Below are 14,861 nucleotides of genomic sequence, written 5' to 3'. Positions count from 1 at the left end.
TTTAACCATAATACCAATTACACGGCATCTTCAATAGAATGCCTGTAGCCCGGTCTGCGCCCGTCCCAAGATCAGCGCGTGAACGTCATGCGTGCCTTCGTACGTGTTTACGGTCTCAAGATTGACCATGTGTCGAATGACATGGAACTCCAACGAGATGCCGTTGCCCCCGTGCATGTCGCGCGCCATCCGCGAAATATCCAGCGCCTTGCCGCAGTTGTTGCGTTTGACGATCGAGATCATCTCGGGCGCGGCTTCGGCTTGATCCATCAGGCGACCGACACGCAAGCTCGCTTGCAGCGCCAAGGCGATTTCGGTCTGCATATCCGCCAGTTTGCGTTGAAACAGCTGTGTCTGTGCCAATGGTCGATTGAACTGCTTCCGATCCAAGCCGTATTGCCGCGCGGCGTGCCAACAGCTTTCGGCGGCACCCATAACACCCCAGCTGATACCGTAACGCGCGCGGTTCAGACAGCCGAACGGTCCCTTGAGGCCCTGAACATTCGGCAGCAACGCGCTTTCATCGATCTCAACACCATCCAGAACGATTTCGCCGGTGATCGAGGCGCGCAGGCTCAGTTTGTTCTGAATTTTCGGGGCGCTCAGACCTTTAAGCCCCTTATCAAGAACAAAACCGCGGATCTTGCCGTCATGAGCATCAGACTTGGCCCAGACAACAAACACATCCGCAATCGGCGCGTTGGAAATCCACATTTTGCTGCCGGTTAGACGATAGCCACCGTCAATCTTCTCGGCCTTTGTCTTCATGCCGGCCGGATCCGAGCCGGCATCAGCCTCGGTCAGACCGAAACAGCCGATCCATTCGCCACTGGCCAGTTTCGGCAGATATTTCCGGCGCTGTTCTTCACTGCCATAGGCATAGATCGGGTACATCACCAGAGAGCTTTGCACCGACATCATCGAGCGGTATCCGGAATCCACACGCTCGACCTCGCGCGCAACCAAACCGTAGGAGACGTACCCTGCCCCAAGGCCACCGTATTCCTCAGGAATCGTGGTGCCCAACAGGCCCATATCGCCCATCTCGCGGAATATCTCGGGGTCGGTTTCCTCGTTTTGAAACGCCTCAGTCACCCGTGGCTGCAGCTTTTCCTGCGCGTAAGCCTGCGCGCTGGCCGCAATCATCCGTTCGTCTTCGTTCAGTTGATCGGACAGACGAAACGGATCATCCCACGCGAACTTGCCCATGTCGGGCGCATCCTTGGCACGCAATGCGGGCTTGGTGTCTGGGGCGTTCATAGTGCTTCTCCGCTCAGTCAGCTTCGACGCAACCTAACCCGCCGCCCCAGCAAAAGACAGTAAGAGTTTCGCATCTAACCATGAGCAAAACTCATACCCCTACCCCATAATTTTATCCCAGTGCATATCCTGCGCCGCGGACCGTACGCACCGGGTCTTCGCCGCCATGTTGAGTCAGTGCTTTGCGCAGACGTCCGATATGGACGTCAACCGTGCGCGTATCTACATAGATATCACGGCCCCAGACCCGATCCAGCAATTGCTCACGACTCCAGACTCGGCCCGGCTTTTCCATGAAAGTACTCAGCAGGCGGAACTCGGTCGGACCCAGTTTCAAAGGTTTGCTGTTACGGCTGACTTTGTGTGTTTCAGAGTCCAGAACAATGTCGTCAAATTCCAGCCGCAGACCAACAGTTGCCGGGCGCACGCGGCGCAGCTGAGTACGCACCCGCGCCATCAGTTCAACCACCGAATAGGGCTTGATCACATAGTCATCTGCACCGGTTTCCAGACCACGCACCTTGTCGACCTCTTCGGTGCGGGCCGACAGCATGATGATCGGGATCGACCGCGTTTCCGGACGGGATTTCAGACGGCGGCAAACCTCGATCCCGCTGAGGTTGGGCATCATCCAGTCCAGCACGATGATGTCCGGGTGCTCCTCGTCAACCAACAGCATGGCTTCGTCGCCGCTGGCGGCCTTGGACACGCGAAAGCCTTCGGCTTCAAGGTTGTAGCCCAGCACTTCTCGCTGCGCCGGTTCATCTTCAACGACCAGAACTGTGGGCTGATCCGCAGACATTTGTCAGATCTCCTGAGGTGTATGCGAAGTTACATCAGCTTTCGGGCGCGCCTCGGTCGGGCGTTCCCCGGTCACGAGATAGACAACCTGTTCGGCAATTGCGGTCACGTGGTCGCCCATGCGCTCGATGTTCTTGGCGATGAAATGCAAGTGCATACAGGACGAGATATTGCGCGGGTCCTCGGCCATGAAGGTCAGAAATTCGCGGAACAGGCCGTTGTACATCTGATCCACTTCTTCGTCGCGATTGATGACATCGGTCGCCAATTCGGCATCGCGTTGGATATAGGCGTCCAGGGCATCGCGCAGCATACGCTCGACCTCACGCGCCATGCGGCGGAGGGCTGCGGCGCTACCGTTGATTTCGCCCGCATTGACCAGAACCGTGGTCCGTTTGGCGATGTTCTTGGCATAGTCGCCGATCCGTTCGAGGTTGCCGGACACTTTCAGGACAGACAAAACCAGGCGCAGATCGCTGGCGGTCGGTGCGCGCAGTGCAATCAGACGAGCGGTTTCTTCGTCGATCAGTTCTTCCAGCGCGTCGATGGCCTTGTCGCCCTGACGGACCTGCTGTGCCAGCTCCTCGTCCCGGGATTCCAACGAACGTGCGGCGCTCATGATGGCGGCTTCGACCAGCCCACCCATCTTCATGATGTGCGCCTGTATCGCCTCAAGGTCCCGGTCGAAAGCAGATGCAATATGTTGTTCAGTCATATCTTTGTACCTTTACTCAGCCGATCCGGCCGGTGATGTAGCTTTCCGTGCGGGGGTCTTCGGGGTTGGTGAAGATTTGCCCGGTCTCACCAAACTCGACCAGATTGCCGAGGTGGAAAAACGCGGTCTTCTGGCTGACCCGCGCGGCCTGTTGCATTGAGTGAGTCACGATCACCACCGAATAACGCGAGCGCAGTTCGTCGATCAGCTCTTCGACCTGAGCGGTCGCAATCGGGTCCAGCGCCGAGCATGGTTCGTCCATCAGCAGAACTTCCGGCTCAGTAGCAACGGCACGGGCGATGCACAGGCGCTGCTGTTGACCACCGGACAGGCCGGTGCCGGGGGCGTCCAGACGGTCTTTTACTTCGTCCCAGATCGCACCTCGACGCAGGGATTTCTCAACGATGTCATCAAGTTCCGCCTTGTTCTTGGCAAGGCCGTGGATGCGTGGTCCGTAGGCCACGTTGTCATAGATTGACTTGGGGAACGGGTTCGGTTTCTGAAATACCATGCCCACCTTGGCACGCAGTTGCACCGGATCGACGCGCTTGTCATAGATGTCTTCGCCATCCAGCAGGATGTCGCCTTCAACCCGGCAGATATCAATCGTGTCGTTCATCCGGTTCAGGCAGCGCAGGAACGTGGACTTGCCGCAACCCGACGGGCCGATGAATGCCGTAACCGTCTTGTCCTCGATCTGGACATTCACGTCTTTGATGGCGTGCGTGTCAGCGTAATAGACCTGAACGTTGTTCGCAGCGATCTTGATGGCTTTGGAGTCCACGGTTCTCTCCACTCGTGTCATGTCATTCATAGTAGCCCCCATTTACCAGCGGCGTTCAAAGCGGCGGCGCAGAAGTACCGCGATGGTGTTCATTGTCACGAGGAAGATCAACAGGATGATGATGCCTCCCCATGCGCGTTCATAAAAGGCCGGGTCGGCGCGTTTTGACCATTCGTAGATCTGCGCTGGCATGGCCGAGTTCGGTGACAGAAAACCCGCGACAATACCGTCCGGCGGGTTCGAGGCGATAAAGCCCACCATCCCGATCAGCAGCAGCGGTGCGGTTTCCCCAAGCGCCTGCGCGAGGCCAATAATGGTTCCGGTCAGAATACCGGGCGCCGCCAACGGCAGAACATGATGAAACACCGCCTGCATTTTCGAGGCCCCTACCCCAAGTGCTGCATCGCGGATAGACGGCGGCACGGCCTTCAGCGACGCACGGGTCGAGATGATGATTGTCGGCAAGGTCATCAGCGTCAGCACCAGGCCGCCTACCAGCGGGGCCGAGGTCGGCAGATGCATATAGTTGATGAACACCGCCAGACCGAGGATACCGAACACGATGGACGGAACGGCTGCTAGGTTCGAGATGTTCACTTCGATGATATCCGTCAGCCGGTTTTGCGGCGCAAATTCCTCAAGATAGATCGAGGCGGCAACGCCGATCGGCAGCGCCAACGCCAGAACCACGAACATCATGAACAGCGAACCCAGCATGGAGACACCAATCCCCGCAGCCTCGGGCCGTTGGTCAGAGGCATCCGAGCCAAAAATGAAATCGGGATTGAAGGCTTTATACAGGACACCGGCGTCTCGCAGTTGATCCACGAAGTCCAGTTGCTCGACCGAGATGCTCTTGTCGTTGGCAATCGACTCGCGGGTGACGCGGCCCTTCATGTAGCCGTCGACACGGCTGTTGACCAAAAAGCGGAAGCTGACCGTTTTGCCGATTTCCTCTGGGTTGGCTATGACATAGTTCCTCAGATCAGCCAGCGCAGCCTTGGACAGGATTTTTCCCATCGCCTTGGGTTTCAAGTCGGTCTGGATGCCCAGCTTTTCCACTTCGCTTTCCAGCGCGGCAGAGATCAGAGGAGCATAGCCAAAGGTCGAAACCTTCTTGATATCCTCAATATTGCGGTTGCCCTTCTTGTCTAGCTTGTCTTCCTTCAGCTCGACGTTCAGCTCAAGAAAGCTTTGCTGAAAGGCACCGGTGCCAGCCCTCACAATATTGGTCACCAGAATGACCAGCATCAGTAGTCCGATACTGATGGCCGCGATGCCGTACAGTTTGAACCTGCCTTCGGCTGCGTTACGGCGTTTGGTGCGCGGGTCCTTTTCGAACAGCGACCCGCCTTTCGGCTTTGCAGCAGGAGCAGCGCCAGGGGATTGGGATATATCGGTCATTCGTACTGCTCCCGGTATTTGCGTACGATGTAGAGGGCAAAGATATTCAGCCCCAGCGTGATGATGAACAGGGTCAGACCCAGGGCAAAGGCCACCAGCGTTTCGGGGCTGGCAAAATCGGTGTCGCCGGTCAGCTGACTGACGATCCGGGTGGTGATGGTGGTCATCGCCTCGAACGGGTTACCCGAGAACTTGGCAATCGCACCAGCGGCCATCACCACGATCATGGTTTCACCGATGGCGCGGCTTGCTGCCAGCAGGATCGCCCCTACGATGCCCGGCAGCGCGGCGGGCAGAACCACCTGGCGCACCGTTTCGGATTTGGTTGCGCCCAGCCCAAGCGAGCCATCGCGCATCGACTGCGGCACCGCGTTGATGATGTCGTCCGACAGCGAAGATACAAACGGGATCAACATGATTCCCATGACCAGCCCGGCGGTTAGAACCGCGTTGGAACTGGCCATCCAGCCAACGCCCAGCATACCGCCCTCACCAAACATCGACACCAGCGCCGGACCCACGGTCAGCAGCGCGAACAGACCATAAACAATGGTCGGAATACCTGCGAGAATTTCCAGCAATGGCTTGGCAATGGATCGGGTCGCGCCTGTCGCATACTCGGACAGGTAGATCGCAGCGAACAGGCCAATCGGCACGGCCACAAGCAGTGCGATCAGCGAAATATACAGTGTGCCCCACAACAGCGGCAGGATCGACAGCTCACTGCCTCCGCGAAAGTTCGGAGCCCAGGTACTACCGAAGAAAAAGTCCTTCCACGAATGCAGTTGGAAGAAGTTCATCGTTTCAAACAGCATCGACAGCACAATGCCGACTGTGGTCAGGATTGCGATCGACGCTGCCAATAGCAGCAGTGCCAGAACACCCTGCTCGACCACGTTGCGCGCGCGGAATTCCTTGTTCGTCCGCACATAGGCAAAGGCTGCGCCCAATAGGGCCAACGCCAGCACAACAACCTGCATCGCCACCGACCCGGTCCCGGTCATGCTGCGGTATTTCTGAGCCGCAACCAGAATGGGTTGGGTGATATCCTGCGTCAGTACCTGCCCCGCGTCTTTCAGCGCTTTTGTCAGCTCATCAATATCCGTGTTCGCGTTCTGCGCCTGTGCTTCAGTCACGGCACCTGTCGCAACCGCGCCGTCCAAGCCGTCAGCCACGCGGCGTACCTCACTCATGACCAGGCCGCGATCCGTTCCTTCGGAAATCGCCTGATCGGGGATGAGACCGGATACGGTGCTGTTCACGATCATCGGCTGCACCAGAAGCCAGACAATCAGCACTCCCAAAGCCGGAACCAAGGCTGTCATGGCGACGTTGTAGCCATAGTAGGATGGCAGAGAATGCAATTCGCGGACATCACCTCCCGCGCTTACCAGGGCGCGGGACCGACCCGTGAAGTATCCGATCACTGCCAGCGCGAGCAGGATAAGCAAAAGCCAGGATAACGTCATGATAACTCCGTGGGGATGGCAGAGATGGAGTCAAAAAGAACCGGGGCGCGCCTAAAACGCCCCGGTTCCGTTCACAATGGTGATTAGGATCCGCCGCCCAGAACGGATTCGTTGGCAACAGCGTCCTGAACCTTTGCCAGCTCCGGATCGGAGACCAGACCGTATTCGGCCAGCGGGCCGTCGGGTCCTGCGATCTCGTCGGCGACGAAGAACTCAGCATATTCTTTCAGACCGGGGATCACGCCGATATGTGCTTTCTTCACGTAGAAGAACAACGGACGCGAAACCGGGTATTCGCCGGTCGCGATCGACTCGGTCGAAGGCACAATGCCAGACATGGTCGCAACCTGCAGCTTGTCGGTGTTGTTTTCGTAGAACGCCAGACCAAAGACGCCGATGCCGTCTTTGTTGCTGTCGATGCGGGCCAGAGTTTCGGTATAGTCGCCGTCGATGTCGATCGAAACACCATCGGTGCGCAGAGCGATACATGCTTTCTCGGCCGCGTTCTTCTTGGCTTTGTCGCTGTCGCCTTCTGCGGCGGCCAGATAGGCGTCAAAGTCGCCCAAGTGCTCACAGCCAGCCAGGATCACTTTGTCTTCGAACACTTCACGGGTGCCATGCTTGGTCCCCGGGATGAACGCCGCAATCGGCTGCGCCGGGAAGTTCGGGTTCACGTCGGCCCAGGTTTTGTTCGGGTTGTCGACCAGCTGGCCGTCAACAGCGATCTGCGCGGACAGGGCTTTATACCAGTCTTCCGGCGTGAACTCGAACGAGTTGCCGTTGATGTCGGATGCAAAAACGATGCCGTCATAACCGATTTGAACTTCGATGATGTCGGTGACGCCATTGTCGGCACAGGCTTTAATCTCTTTTTCACGGATCTGGCGGGATGCGTTGGCAACGTCGATGGTGTTTTCACCAACCCCTTCACAGAAACGCTTCAAGCCTGCCGAGGAACCACCCGATTCAACAACCGGCGTCGGGAAGTCAAAGTTCTCACCGAAGGCTTCTGCTACGATCGAGGCGTAGGGCAGGACGGTCGAGGAACCGGCAACCTGAACCTGATCACGAGCAGCGGCCGCAGTGGCCGAGACAGCAGCGATAGCAAGAGCCGAAGCCGACAGTTTTACAAAGGACATCTCAGTCTCCTTGAGAAAGTAGTTTGTGATCACCCCCATGATGATCTTGCAGCCACCTCTAAGGTCTGCGCGTAAGCCTTTTGTGACAGGTTTGTAACAGCCATATGACAGTCCGCAGAATTTCTTACAGAAGCGACGCAAAGCAGACATGCAGCTTTCACATAGGTAAACGACTCCACTCTGTCGACTTCGAAGCTACGAAGTCACCGTGGAAGAATAACGGTGAACGTCGCCCCTTCGCCCAGATCACTTTCCACCCGCAGCCGCCCACGATGGCGGTTGATAATGTGTTTCACGATGGCAAGGCCCAGCCCCGTCCCACCCAGTTGCCGCGATCTGTGACTGTCGGCACGATAGAATCGTTCGGTCAGACGCGGCAGATGGACCGCATCAATGCCCGGCCCTTTGTCGATCACCTGAACCCGGACCGCCGGGCCCCGCATTGCGGAATCGCGTTCGGACGGAAGCACGCGAATCTCGACACTCCCGCCGCTGCCGCCGTATTTGATGCCGTTCTCGATCAGGTTTGTGAATACTTGGCGCAGTTGGTCGTTGTCCCCTACCAGCAAGACGGGTTCGTCTGGCGCCATCAGCGTCAACTGCACATCCGCATCCTCGGCCAGAGGACGCAGCGAGTTCAGCGTGGACTGCAACAGGCCCGTCAGTTCAAGCTGCTCTTTCGGGCGTACTCTCTCTTCGCTTTCAACGCGATTCAGGGACAGCAAATCCCCAACCAATCGATTCATCCGGTTGGCTTCATCGGCCATGATCTGTAGGAAACGGTCGTGGGCTGCGGCATCGTCACGGGCCGGACCGCGCAGCGTTTCGATGAACCCCATCAAAGCGGTCAGAGGTGTACGCAGCTCGTGGCTGACATTGGCGACAAAATCGCGGCGCATCTGGCTGGCCTGATCGACATGCGTGACATCCTGAAAAGTTGCCAGCAAAGCCCCGCCGGACACCGCGCCAACACCGGTCATATAGCGGCATTCGATCTCGAAAGTGGTGTCCTGCGCGCCGTCATTGGACAGGTGGCGCGTTTTGGAGGGGCCTTTGGTGCGCAGACCCTGCTCTATCGCCTCAATGACCTGAGGTTGCCGCAGGATTGTCGCGAAATGTCGACCAACGATATTCTGCGTCAGCAGGGTCTTTGCATCCATATTCGCGGCAATAATTCGCTCGGTCTGATCGACCATCAGGGCAGGCATCGGAATGGCTGCGACAAATTCGGCGAGCAGATCGTCAGACATTTTCTCGATCTTTCCGGACGCTTCAGGACACAGGCTTCATCTCATCACGGAACCGACGCATGTTCTGCTGATAATGCAGCGCGCTGAGAGTGATTTTCTGCGCCGCCGCTTCATCCAGTTGTCGCACGACCTTGCCGGGCGAACCCATGACAAGCGAATTGTCGGGGATTTCCTTGCTCTCGGTGATCAACGCCCCTGCCCCGATCAGGCAGTTCTTTCCAATCCTGGCCCCGTTCAGAACAATGGCACCCATCCCAATCAGAGTGTTTTCGCCGATCGTGCAGCCATGCAGCATCACTTTGTGTCCAATGGTGCAGTTTTTTCCGATGGTCAGCGGGAACCCGGCGTCGATATGCATGATACAGTCTTCCTGCACATTGCTGCCTTCGCCGACGCGAATCTCTTCGTGATCAGCGCGGATGGTGCAGCCGAACCAGACCGAGGCACCCTGCTCCAGCACGACCTTGCCGATCAGGTTGGCGTCGGGTGCAACCCAGGTGTCCCCGTGAATTTGCGGTGCGTGTTCACCCAAAGCATAGATGGTCATGACAACCCCTCGAATTCATTTTGCAGGGTGCGCACGTGGTTTTGCAGTTTCGGTTGCTGAATCCGGCGCATCCGTTCGGCGCTGACGATGGTTTTCAGCTTTTCTTCGGTCGCATCCAAATCGTCATTAACCAGAACATAGTCGTAATAGCCCCAGTGGCTGATCTCATCCCAGCTTTTCAGCATCCGCTTGGCGATTACATCCTCGCTGTCCTGCCCGCGGGTTTCCAGACGGCGGCGCAATTCGGGGATCGAGGGCGGCAGGATGAAGATCGACAGCGCGTGCTTACCCAGATCCGAGTTGCGGATCTGCACCTCGCCCTGCCAGTCGACGTCAAACAGTACATCCCGGCCGGCATTGATCGATTCCCGAACTGGACCGGCAGGAGAACCATAAAAGTTACCGAATACGTGCGCGTGTTCCAGCATCTGCCCATCGGCAACCTGCTGTTTGAACTCATCCTCGGACAGGAAGTAGTATTCGCGCCCGTGCTCCTCACCCGGACGGGGCGCGCGCGTTGTAGCCGAGACCGAAAACTCCAGATCTTCGTCCCAGGCCATCAGCTGGCGGGCCAGAGTGGATTTCCCTGCGCCCGAAGGCGAAGACAGGATGATAAGTAGGCCGCGGCGATCTGCCATATCAGTCGTTCCCATAGTCATTCAACATTCTGCACTTGTTCGCGCATCTGGTCTATTATCGCCTTCAACTCAAGCCCTACCGAGGTCAGTTCGGCGCTTTGCGCTTTCGAACACAGCGTGTTGGCCTCGCGGTTGAATTCCTGCATCAGGAAGTCCAGCTTGCGACCGACAGCTGCTTCCTGTGATAACAAGTCCCGCGCGGCCACAACGTGCGCTTTCAGTCGGTCGATCTCCTCGGTGATATCCGATTTCACGGCAAGCAGCGCCAGTTCCTGCGCCACCCTGTCCGGGTCGGCGCCCTGCGCATTACCCAACACGCGCGCCAGGTTTTCCCGCAGCGCCTCGGCTGTCTTGTCCTTGCGCTGCTCGGCGAGTTCCGCCGCCTGCTCGGTCAGGTGAGAAACCTGCGACAACTGCCCGTCAACTATGTCGGCCAGCGCCTTGCCCTCCGTCTGGCGCATGTCGACAAAGGCAGCCAAAAGCGCGGAAAACTCCTTGGTAAGTTGCTCGACCAGCGGCGCGGGGTCATCGACATCGCTGCCGGCCTCCATCATGCCCTTGATGCCGATCAGGTTAGCCGCCGTGGACGGCGCCAGCGTGACACCGCTGGCGGCCGCCATCTCCTGTGTGCGGGCCAGTGCGGTCAGCGCGGCGGCCATGGCCGTTTCATTCAGGGCAAGATCGGGTGCAGTTTCTTCGCGGCTCAGCTTCAGCGACAGGGTAACGTTGCCCCGGCTCAACGCTTTCGAAATTTGCGCACGAAGGGCGGATTCGAGCCCGGTCAGCCAATCGGGTACGCGCAGGCGCATATCCAGCCCCTTGCCGTTTACACTGCGCAGTTCCCACGTCCAGCTATGGGGGCCAAAAGCCCCCTTGCCCGAGGCGAAACCGGTCATGGATCTGATCATGCCTGCCCTTTCCGTCGCTGCTCTTTTTTGCTTGCTTGCCGCACCTAAAGCCATCGGCAGGCACAGAGCAAGAGTTTGCTCACAGTAAGCCGATCTCCAGAAGTTAACCATTCGTTAAAGAATTCCACCAAAATTGACTTAACCCGTGTCAATCTGACCTGAGCCGGAGGCCGGTCGGGTGCAAATGGTCCCGGTATCTGGCATTTTAGGAAAATGACGGTCAATCGACGCTAGGGTAATGAAAATGAAAACCTTTTTCGGAAACGGTTCCGGGTCAAGTTTTGGAAAGATCGTCGCAATGGATCGTTTTGACAGCGGGCGCAGCCTCTCGCCCCTCCGACAAGTCGAAGCGTACTGGACCGCGTTACTGACAGGCGACGGCGTGCCCCGGCGTTCGCAGGTTGATCCTCGTGGTCTTGAGAATGTTCTGGAATACACGTTTATTCTGGAGCGCATCGCACCAGGGCTGGCCCGGTTTCGTCTGGCCGGTAGCCATCTGAACAAACTGGCGGGCATGGAAGTCCGTGGCATGCCCCTGACTGCGTTTTTCGAACCCAACGCCCGCGGCGAAATCTCGGACGTGCTGGAACAGGTCTTCGACCTGCCTGCAATTGCCGAGCTTGGTCTTGTGTCCGCTGGCAGGCTGGGGCGTGCCCAAATGCAGGCACGTATAATCCTGTTGCCGCTGAAAAGCGATCTTGGCGATGTCAGCCGCGTGCTGGGCGTGATGGTCAGTGACGGAGCAATTGGTGCAACACCTCGCCGGTTCACCATTCCGGACACCCGCGTTCGGGCGCTATCCGACGTTCAGGCGCCGCTGCAACAAGTGGAACGCGAGCTTGCCGGTTTCGCCGAGGATCAGGATACGTTCAAACGCCCCGGATCACACTTACGGCTGGTTTCGTCCCGCGACGACTGATGCCAACAAAAAAGGCGGACCGAATGGCCCGCCTTTCCTTTTTATCGAACGCAAGCCTTAGCTGGCCACGCGTTTGTTACGATCCCGGCGCAGGTTGGTCAGTTCCTCGGCAACAAGGAATGCCAGTTCCAACGATTGCGACGCGTTCAGACGCGGATCGCAAGCGGTGTGGTAACGGTCCGAGAGGTCCTCTTCGGTCACAGCCCGCACGCCGCCAGTACATTCGGTGACGTCCAGACCGGTCATCTCGAAGTGTACACCGCCGGGGATGGTGCCCTCGGCCTGGTGCACGCCAAAGAAATCGCGAACCTCGCGTAGCACGGAATCGAACGGGCGGGTTTTATAGCCGGTCGCCGACTTGATCGTGTTACCGTGCATCGGGTCGCAGACCCAAGTCACCTTGGCGCCTTCTTCCTTGACAGCTTGAATCAGACGCGGCAGGTGCTCACCCGCTTTGCCCGCACCAAAGCGCGCGATCAGGGTCAGGCGACCTTCTTCGTTCTCGGGGTTCAGTTTGGACATCAGAACCTTGAGGTCTTCGGCTGTGGTTGTCGGACCACATTTCAAACCAATTGGGTTCAGAACGCCGCGGCAGAACTCAACATGCGCACCGTCAGGTTGACGCGTGCGGTCGCCGATCCAGATCATGTGACCAGATCCCGCCAGCCAGTTGCCCGAGGTTGAATCAAGACGGGTTAGCGCCTCTTCGTATTCCAGCAGCAGGCTTTCGTGGCTGGTATAGAACTCAACGGTCGAGAATTCATGAGTGGTGTCCGCAGTGATCCCGGCAGCGTTCATGAAATCGATCGTGTCCTGAATACGGTCGGCGATCTCCGAGTATTTGCTGACATCCTGTTCGTCGGTGAAACCCAACGTCCAGGAATGCACCATGCTCATATCCGCGAAACCACCTGTCGAGAACGCGCGCAGCAGGTTCAGCGTTGCGGCGGCCTGGGTGTAGGCCTGCAGCATTTTGCCGGGATTCGGAATGCGTGCCTCTGGCGTGAAAGCCAGCTCGTTGATGATGTCACCGCGGTAGCTGGGCAGTTCCACACCATCCACAACCTCGGTGGGCGCGCTACGCGGTTTGGCAAACTGACCCGCCATGCGGCCAACTTTAACCACCGGCACCTTGGCGCCATAGGTCAACACCATTGCCATCTGCAGCATCACCTTGAAGGTGTCACGGATTGCGTCCGCACTGAACTGTTCAAAGCTTTCAGCACAATCCCCGCCCTGCAACAGGAAAGCCTCGCCGCGACCGGCGGCGCCCAGATGTTGTTTGAGGCGCCGTGCTTCGCCAGCAAAGACCAGCGGGGGATACTGTGAAAGCTGGGCCTCGACCTTGGCCAAAGCGGCCTCGTCGGTATAGTCTGGCATCTGAACCCGGGGCTTATTGCGCCAGTTCGTTTTTTGCCATTCGGTCATAGCTTTGATCTCCGCAGAAGTAGTCAGGTCGTCTCTATACAAAAAGCATCGAAGACTGACCATATCCGATTTGGGCCTCTTGACGCGGGAAACAAGCTTTGATCATGGTGGCTGTCAAATCTGTCGCCGGACGTAACGTCATAAAGCGCCGAATCAAGGACACCTCGCCATGCAAGAGCAACGCCAAGTTGTCACGGTGGAAGACACTGCGGCCAACCCTCGCAATTACGTATTTGTCCTGCTGGACAAATTCTCGCTGCTGTCATTCGCTTCGGCGTTGGACAGCCTGCGAATTGCCAACCGTATGGCGGACAAGACGCTGTATACTTGGACCCTGATGGGCGAAGGTGGCGAAACGGTCAATTGTTCGGCTGGTACGACATTCGAGTTGGACCAGGACCTTGTCGAACTTCAACGCGATGATGTCGTTTTGATCTGCGGTGGCGTGGACGTTCAGGCGGCGACCACCAAGAGGGTGTTGAACTGGGTGCGACGCGAAGCACGCCGAGGCCTTCGCATCGGTGGCCTGTGTACCGCAGCCTACACGTTGGCCAAGGCCGGGCTTCTGGACGGTAAGCGCGCCACGATCCACTGGGAAAACGCCGACAGTTTCGTTGAGGAGTTTGACGAGGTTGAACTGACCAAGTCTGTCTTTATCCTCGATGCGAACCGGATGACCACGGCGGGTGGCACGTCGTCCATTGACCTGATGTTGAAGATAATCGCCGACGATTATGGCGAAGATCTTGCCAATGCCGTGGCAGATCAGATGATCTATTCCTCGATCCGCACAGATCAGGACACCCAGCGCCTGTCGACTCCGACGCGCATTGGAGTGCGTCACCCCAAGCTGAGCCAAGTGATCCTGATGATGGAAAAGAACATCGAAGAGCCGATTTCGCCTTCGATACTGGCGAAGGATGTCGGCATGTCGACTCGGCAGCTGGAACGCTTGTTCCGGCGCTACCTCAGCCGTTCGCCCAAGCGCTATTACATGGAGTTGCGTCTGCACAAGGCGCGCAACCTGCTGATGCAGACGGATATGAGCGTGATCAACGTGGCGCTTGCCTGTGGGTTTGCCAGCCCGTCGCATTTTTCGAAATGCTACCGGGCGCATTACAACACGACGCCCTATCGCGAGCGTGGTGCGCAGGGTGATCGCCTGTCAGTTTAGATCTCTAGAACATGCCGAATATGACTTCGGAATTGGTGTTAATTGCGAAATGAAGAACAGCCAGGCCGTCGTCTCTCTCGTGTAAAAAAGCGTAAACGTATCTGTTGCTGCCTTTGCCATTCCAGTAAGCGCGCATTTCTTGCCAATATCCGTTTTCAAGTTCTACGCGCTTAATGACATTAGCATTTGTCAAATAATACGGAATCACTTCACGGAGTTGATTGTTAACAGTTCTTACCTCTTGGGGTACGATCTGGGCCTCGCTGCCTAACCGATTAATAAAATCGGAAAAATCTCGGTTTTTCATCTTTGCGTCAACAAACGACGCATAATCTTCGTAAGAAGCGAACAGGTCGCCCGCTATCACCGGAGCCGCGCATACGCTCAGAAACGCTGAAAGGAAAACTCGAAACATTTTAACGCCT

General features: G+C 57.4%; 15 protein-coding genes. 2 read left to right on the top strand and 13 right to left on the bottom strand.

The features are described from left to right. Window positions 1–30: 30 nt before the first annotated feature. From AC2FEE_RS08605 to AC2FEE_RS08555, 11 genes are all read right to left on the bottom strand, one after another. On the bottom strand, window positions 31–1,260 hold the full coding sequence (locus AC2FEE_RS08605) for an acyl-CoA dehydrogenase (RefSeq protein ID WP_496864461.1): 1,230 nt from the start codon (window positions 1,258–1,260) through the stop codon (window positions 31–33). Window positions 1,261–1,372: 112 nt separating this feature from the next. Beyond that, window positions 1,373–2,062: a phosphate regulon transcriptional regulator PhoB gene (phoB, locus tag AC2FEE_RS08600; protein WP_496864459.1), complete on the bottom strand. Its 690-nt coding sequence runs from the start codon at window positions 2,060–2,062 to the stop codon at window positions 1,373–1,375. 3 nt (window positions 2,063–2,065) lie between these two features. Continuing rightward, the gene (phoU, locus tag AC2FEE_RS08595) at window positions 2,066–2,776 is read right to left on the bottom strand and encodes a phosphate signaling complex protein PhoU (RefSeq protein WP_496864458.1); all 711 of its coding nucleotides are present in this window, start codon (window positions 2,774–2,776) and stop codon (window positions 2,066–2,068) included. 16 nt (window positions 2,777–2,792) lie between these two features. Beyond that, entirely contained in the window at window positions 2,793–3,590 is a 798-nt protein-coding gene (gene pstB / locus AC2FEE_RS08590; protein ID WP_496864456.1) for a phosphate ABC transporter ATP-binding protein PstB, read from the bottom strand. A gap of 12 nt (window positions 3,591–3,602) precedes the next feature. Beyond that, complete coding sequence (pstA, locus tag AC2FEE_RS08585) at window positions 3,603–4,964, bottom strand: phosphate ABC transporter permease PstA (RefSeq protein WP_496864455.1); 1,362 nt, start codon at window positions 4,962–4,964, stop codon at window positions 3,603–3,605. Beyond that, window positions 4,961–6,433, bottom strand: a complete 1,473-nt coding sequence (gene pstC, locus AC2FEE_RS08580) for a phosphate ABC transporter permease subunit PstC (protein WP_496864453.1) — start codon at window positions 6,431–6,433, stop codon at window positions 4,961–4,963. Before pstC ends, pstA begins: the two co-directional genes overlap by 4 nt. An 83-nt stretch (window positions 6,434–6,516) precedes the next feature. After that, the gene (locus AC2FEE_RS08575) at window positions 6,517–7,572 is read right to left on the bottom strand and encodes a substrate-binding domain-containing protein (protein ID WP_496864452.1); all 1,056 of its coding nucleotides are present in this window, start codon (window positions 7,570–7,572) and stop codon (window positions 6,517–6,519) included. Between the two features lie 203 nt (window positions 7,573–7,775). Next, the gene (locus AC2FEE_RS08570) at window positions 7,776–8,822 is read right to left on the bottom strand and encodes a sensor histidine kinase (RefSeq protein ID WP_496864451.1); all 1,047 of its coding nucleotides are present in this window, start codon (window positions 8,820–8,822) and stop codon (window positions 7,776–7,778) included. A 22-nt stretch (window positions 8,823–8,844) separates the two neighbouring features. After that, the gene (locus AC2FEE_RS08565) at window positions 8,845–9,369 is read right to left on the bottom strand and encodes a gamma carbonic anhydrase family protein (protein ID WP_496864449.1); all 525 of its coding nucleotides are present in this window, start codon (window positions 9,367–9,369) and stop codon (window positions 8,845–8,847) included. Continuing rightward, the gene (gmk, locus tag AC2FEE_RS08560) at window positions 9,366–10,007 is read right to left on the bottom strand and encodes a guanylate kinase (protein ID WP_496864447.1); all 642 of its coding nucleotides are present in this window, start codon (window positions 10,005–10,007) and stop codon (window positions 9,366–9,368) included. The genes AC2FEE_RS08565 and gmk overlap by 4 nt, the downstream gene beginning before the upstream one ends. A 17-nt stretch (window positions 10,008–10,024) precedes the next feature. Then, a complete protein-coding gene (locus AC2FEE_RS08555; protein WP_496864445.1) occupies window positions 10,025–10,915 on the bottom strand; it encodes a YicC/YloC family endoribonuclease in 891 nt (296 codons plus the stop codon). Window positions 10,916–11,159: 244 nt separating this feature from the next. On the opposite strand from AC2FEE_RS08555, the gene AC2FEE_RS08550 reads away from it, so the two are divergent. Further along, window positions 11,160–11,834 (top strand): PAS domain-containing protein, encoded by a 675-nt coding sequence (locus tag AC2FEE_RS08550; protein ID WP_496864444.1) that lies wholly within the window; start codon window positions 11,160–11,162, stop codon window positions 11,832–11,834. A 57-nt stretch (window positions 11,835–11,891) separates the two neighbouring features. On the opposite strand, the gene AC2FEE_RS08545 is transcribed toward AC2FEE_RS08550, so the two are convergent. Further along, window positions 11,892–13,262 carry a class II 3-deoxy-7-phosphoheptulonate synthase gene (locus AC2FEE_RS08545; RefSeq protein ID WP_496864443.1) on the bottom strand — a complete coding sequence of 457 codons (1,371 nt, stop codon included), beginning with the start codon at window positions 13,260–13,262 and terminating at the stop codon, window positions 11,892–11,894. Between the two features lie 169 nt (window positions 13,263–13,431). On the opposite strand from AC2FEE_RS08545, the gene AC2FEE_RS08540 reads away from it, so the two are divergent. Further along, window positions 13,432–14,436 (top strand): GlxA family transcriptional regulator, encoded by a 1,005-nt coding sequence (locus tag AC2FEE_RS08540; protein ID WP_496864442.1) that lies wholly within the window; start codon window positions 13,432–13,434, stop codon window positions 14,434–14,436. A 4-nt stretch (window positions 14,437–14,440) separates the two neighbouring features. Here AC2FEE_RS08540 and AC2FEE_RS08535 read toward each other — a convergent pair whose 3' ends face one another. Further along, entirely contained in the window at window positions 14,441–14,851 is a 411-nt protein-coding gene (locus AC2FEE_RS08535; protein WP_496864441.1) for a hypothetical protein, read from the bottom strand. Window positions 14,852–14,861 lie beyond the last annotated feature (10 nt).

This window comes from Ruegeria sp. YTSC199, from assembly GCF_059609725.1.
Note: the sequence above shows the minus strand (reverse complement) of the source record. Positions and strands in the feature narration are given on the sequence as shown.

Coding starts and splice junctions, on each gene's coding strand:
- AC2FEE_RS08605 (WP_496864461.1), bottom strand. CDS start 1,260: ATGAACGCCCCAGACACCAAGCCCGCATTGCGTGCCAAGGATGCGCCC.
- phoB (WP_496864459.1), bottom strand. CDS start 2,062: ATGTCTGCGGATCAGCCCACAGTTCTGGTCGTTGAAGATGAACCGGCG.
- phoU (WP_496864458.1), bottom strand. CDS start 2,776: ATGACTGAACAACATATTGCATCTGCTTTCGACCGGGACCTTGAGGCG.
- pstB (WP_496864456.1), bottom strand. CDS start 3,590: ATGAATGACATGACACGAGTGGAGAGAACCGTGGACTCCAAAGCCATC.
- pstA (WP_496864455.1), bottom strand. CDS start 4,964: ATGACCGATATATCCCAATCCCCTGGCGCTGCTCCTGCTGCAAAGCCG.
- pstC (WP_496864453.1), bottom strand. CDS start 6,433: ATGACGTTATCCTGGCTTTTGCTTATCCTGCTCGCGCTGGCAGTGATC.
- AC2FEE_RS08575 (WP_496864452.1), bottom strand. CDS start 7,572: ATGTCCTTTGTAAAACTGTCGGCTTCGGCTCTTGCTATCGCTGCTGTC.
- AC2FEE_RS08570 (WP_496864451.1), bottom strand. CDS start 8,822: ATGTCTGACGATCTGCTCGCCGAATTTGTCGCAGCCATTCCGATGCCT.
- AC2FEE_RS08565 (WP_496864449.1), bottom strand. CDS start 9,369: ATGACCATCTATGCTTTGGGTGAACACGCACCGCAAATTCACGGGGAC.
- gmk (WP_496864447.1), bottom strand. CDS start 10,007: ATGGCAGATCGCCGCGGCCTACTTATCATCCTGTCTTCGCCTTCGGGC.
- AC2FEE_RS08555 (WP_496864445.1), bottom strand. CDS start 10,915: ATGATCAGATCCATGACCGGTTTCGCCTCGGGCAAGGGGGCTTTTGGC.
- AC2FEE_RS08550 (WP_496864444.1), top strand. CDS start 11,160: ATGAAAACCTTTTTCGGAAACGGTTCCGGGTCAAGTTTTGGAAAGATC.
- AC2FEE_RS08545 (WP_496864443.1), bottom strand. CDS start 13,262: ATGACCGAATGGCAAAAAACGAACTGGCGCAATAAGCCCCGGGTTCAG.
- AC2FEE_RS08540 (WP_496864442.1), top strand. CDS start 13,432: ATGCAAGAGCAACGCCAAGTTGTCACGGTGGAAGACACTGCGGCCAAC.
- AC2FEE_RS08535 (WP_496864441.1), bottom strand. CDS start 14,851: ATGTTTCGAGTTTTCCTTTCAGCGTTTCTGAGCGTATGCGCGGCTCCG.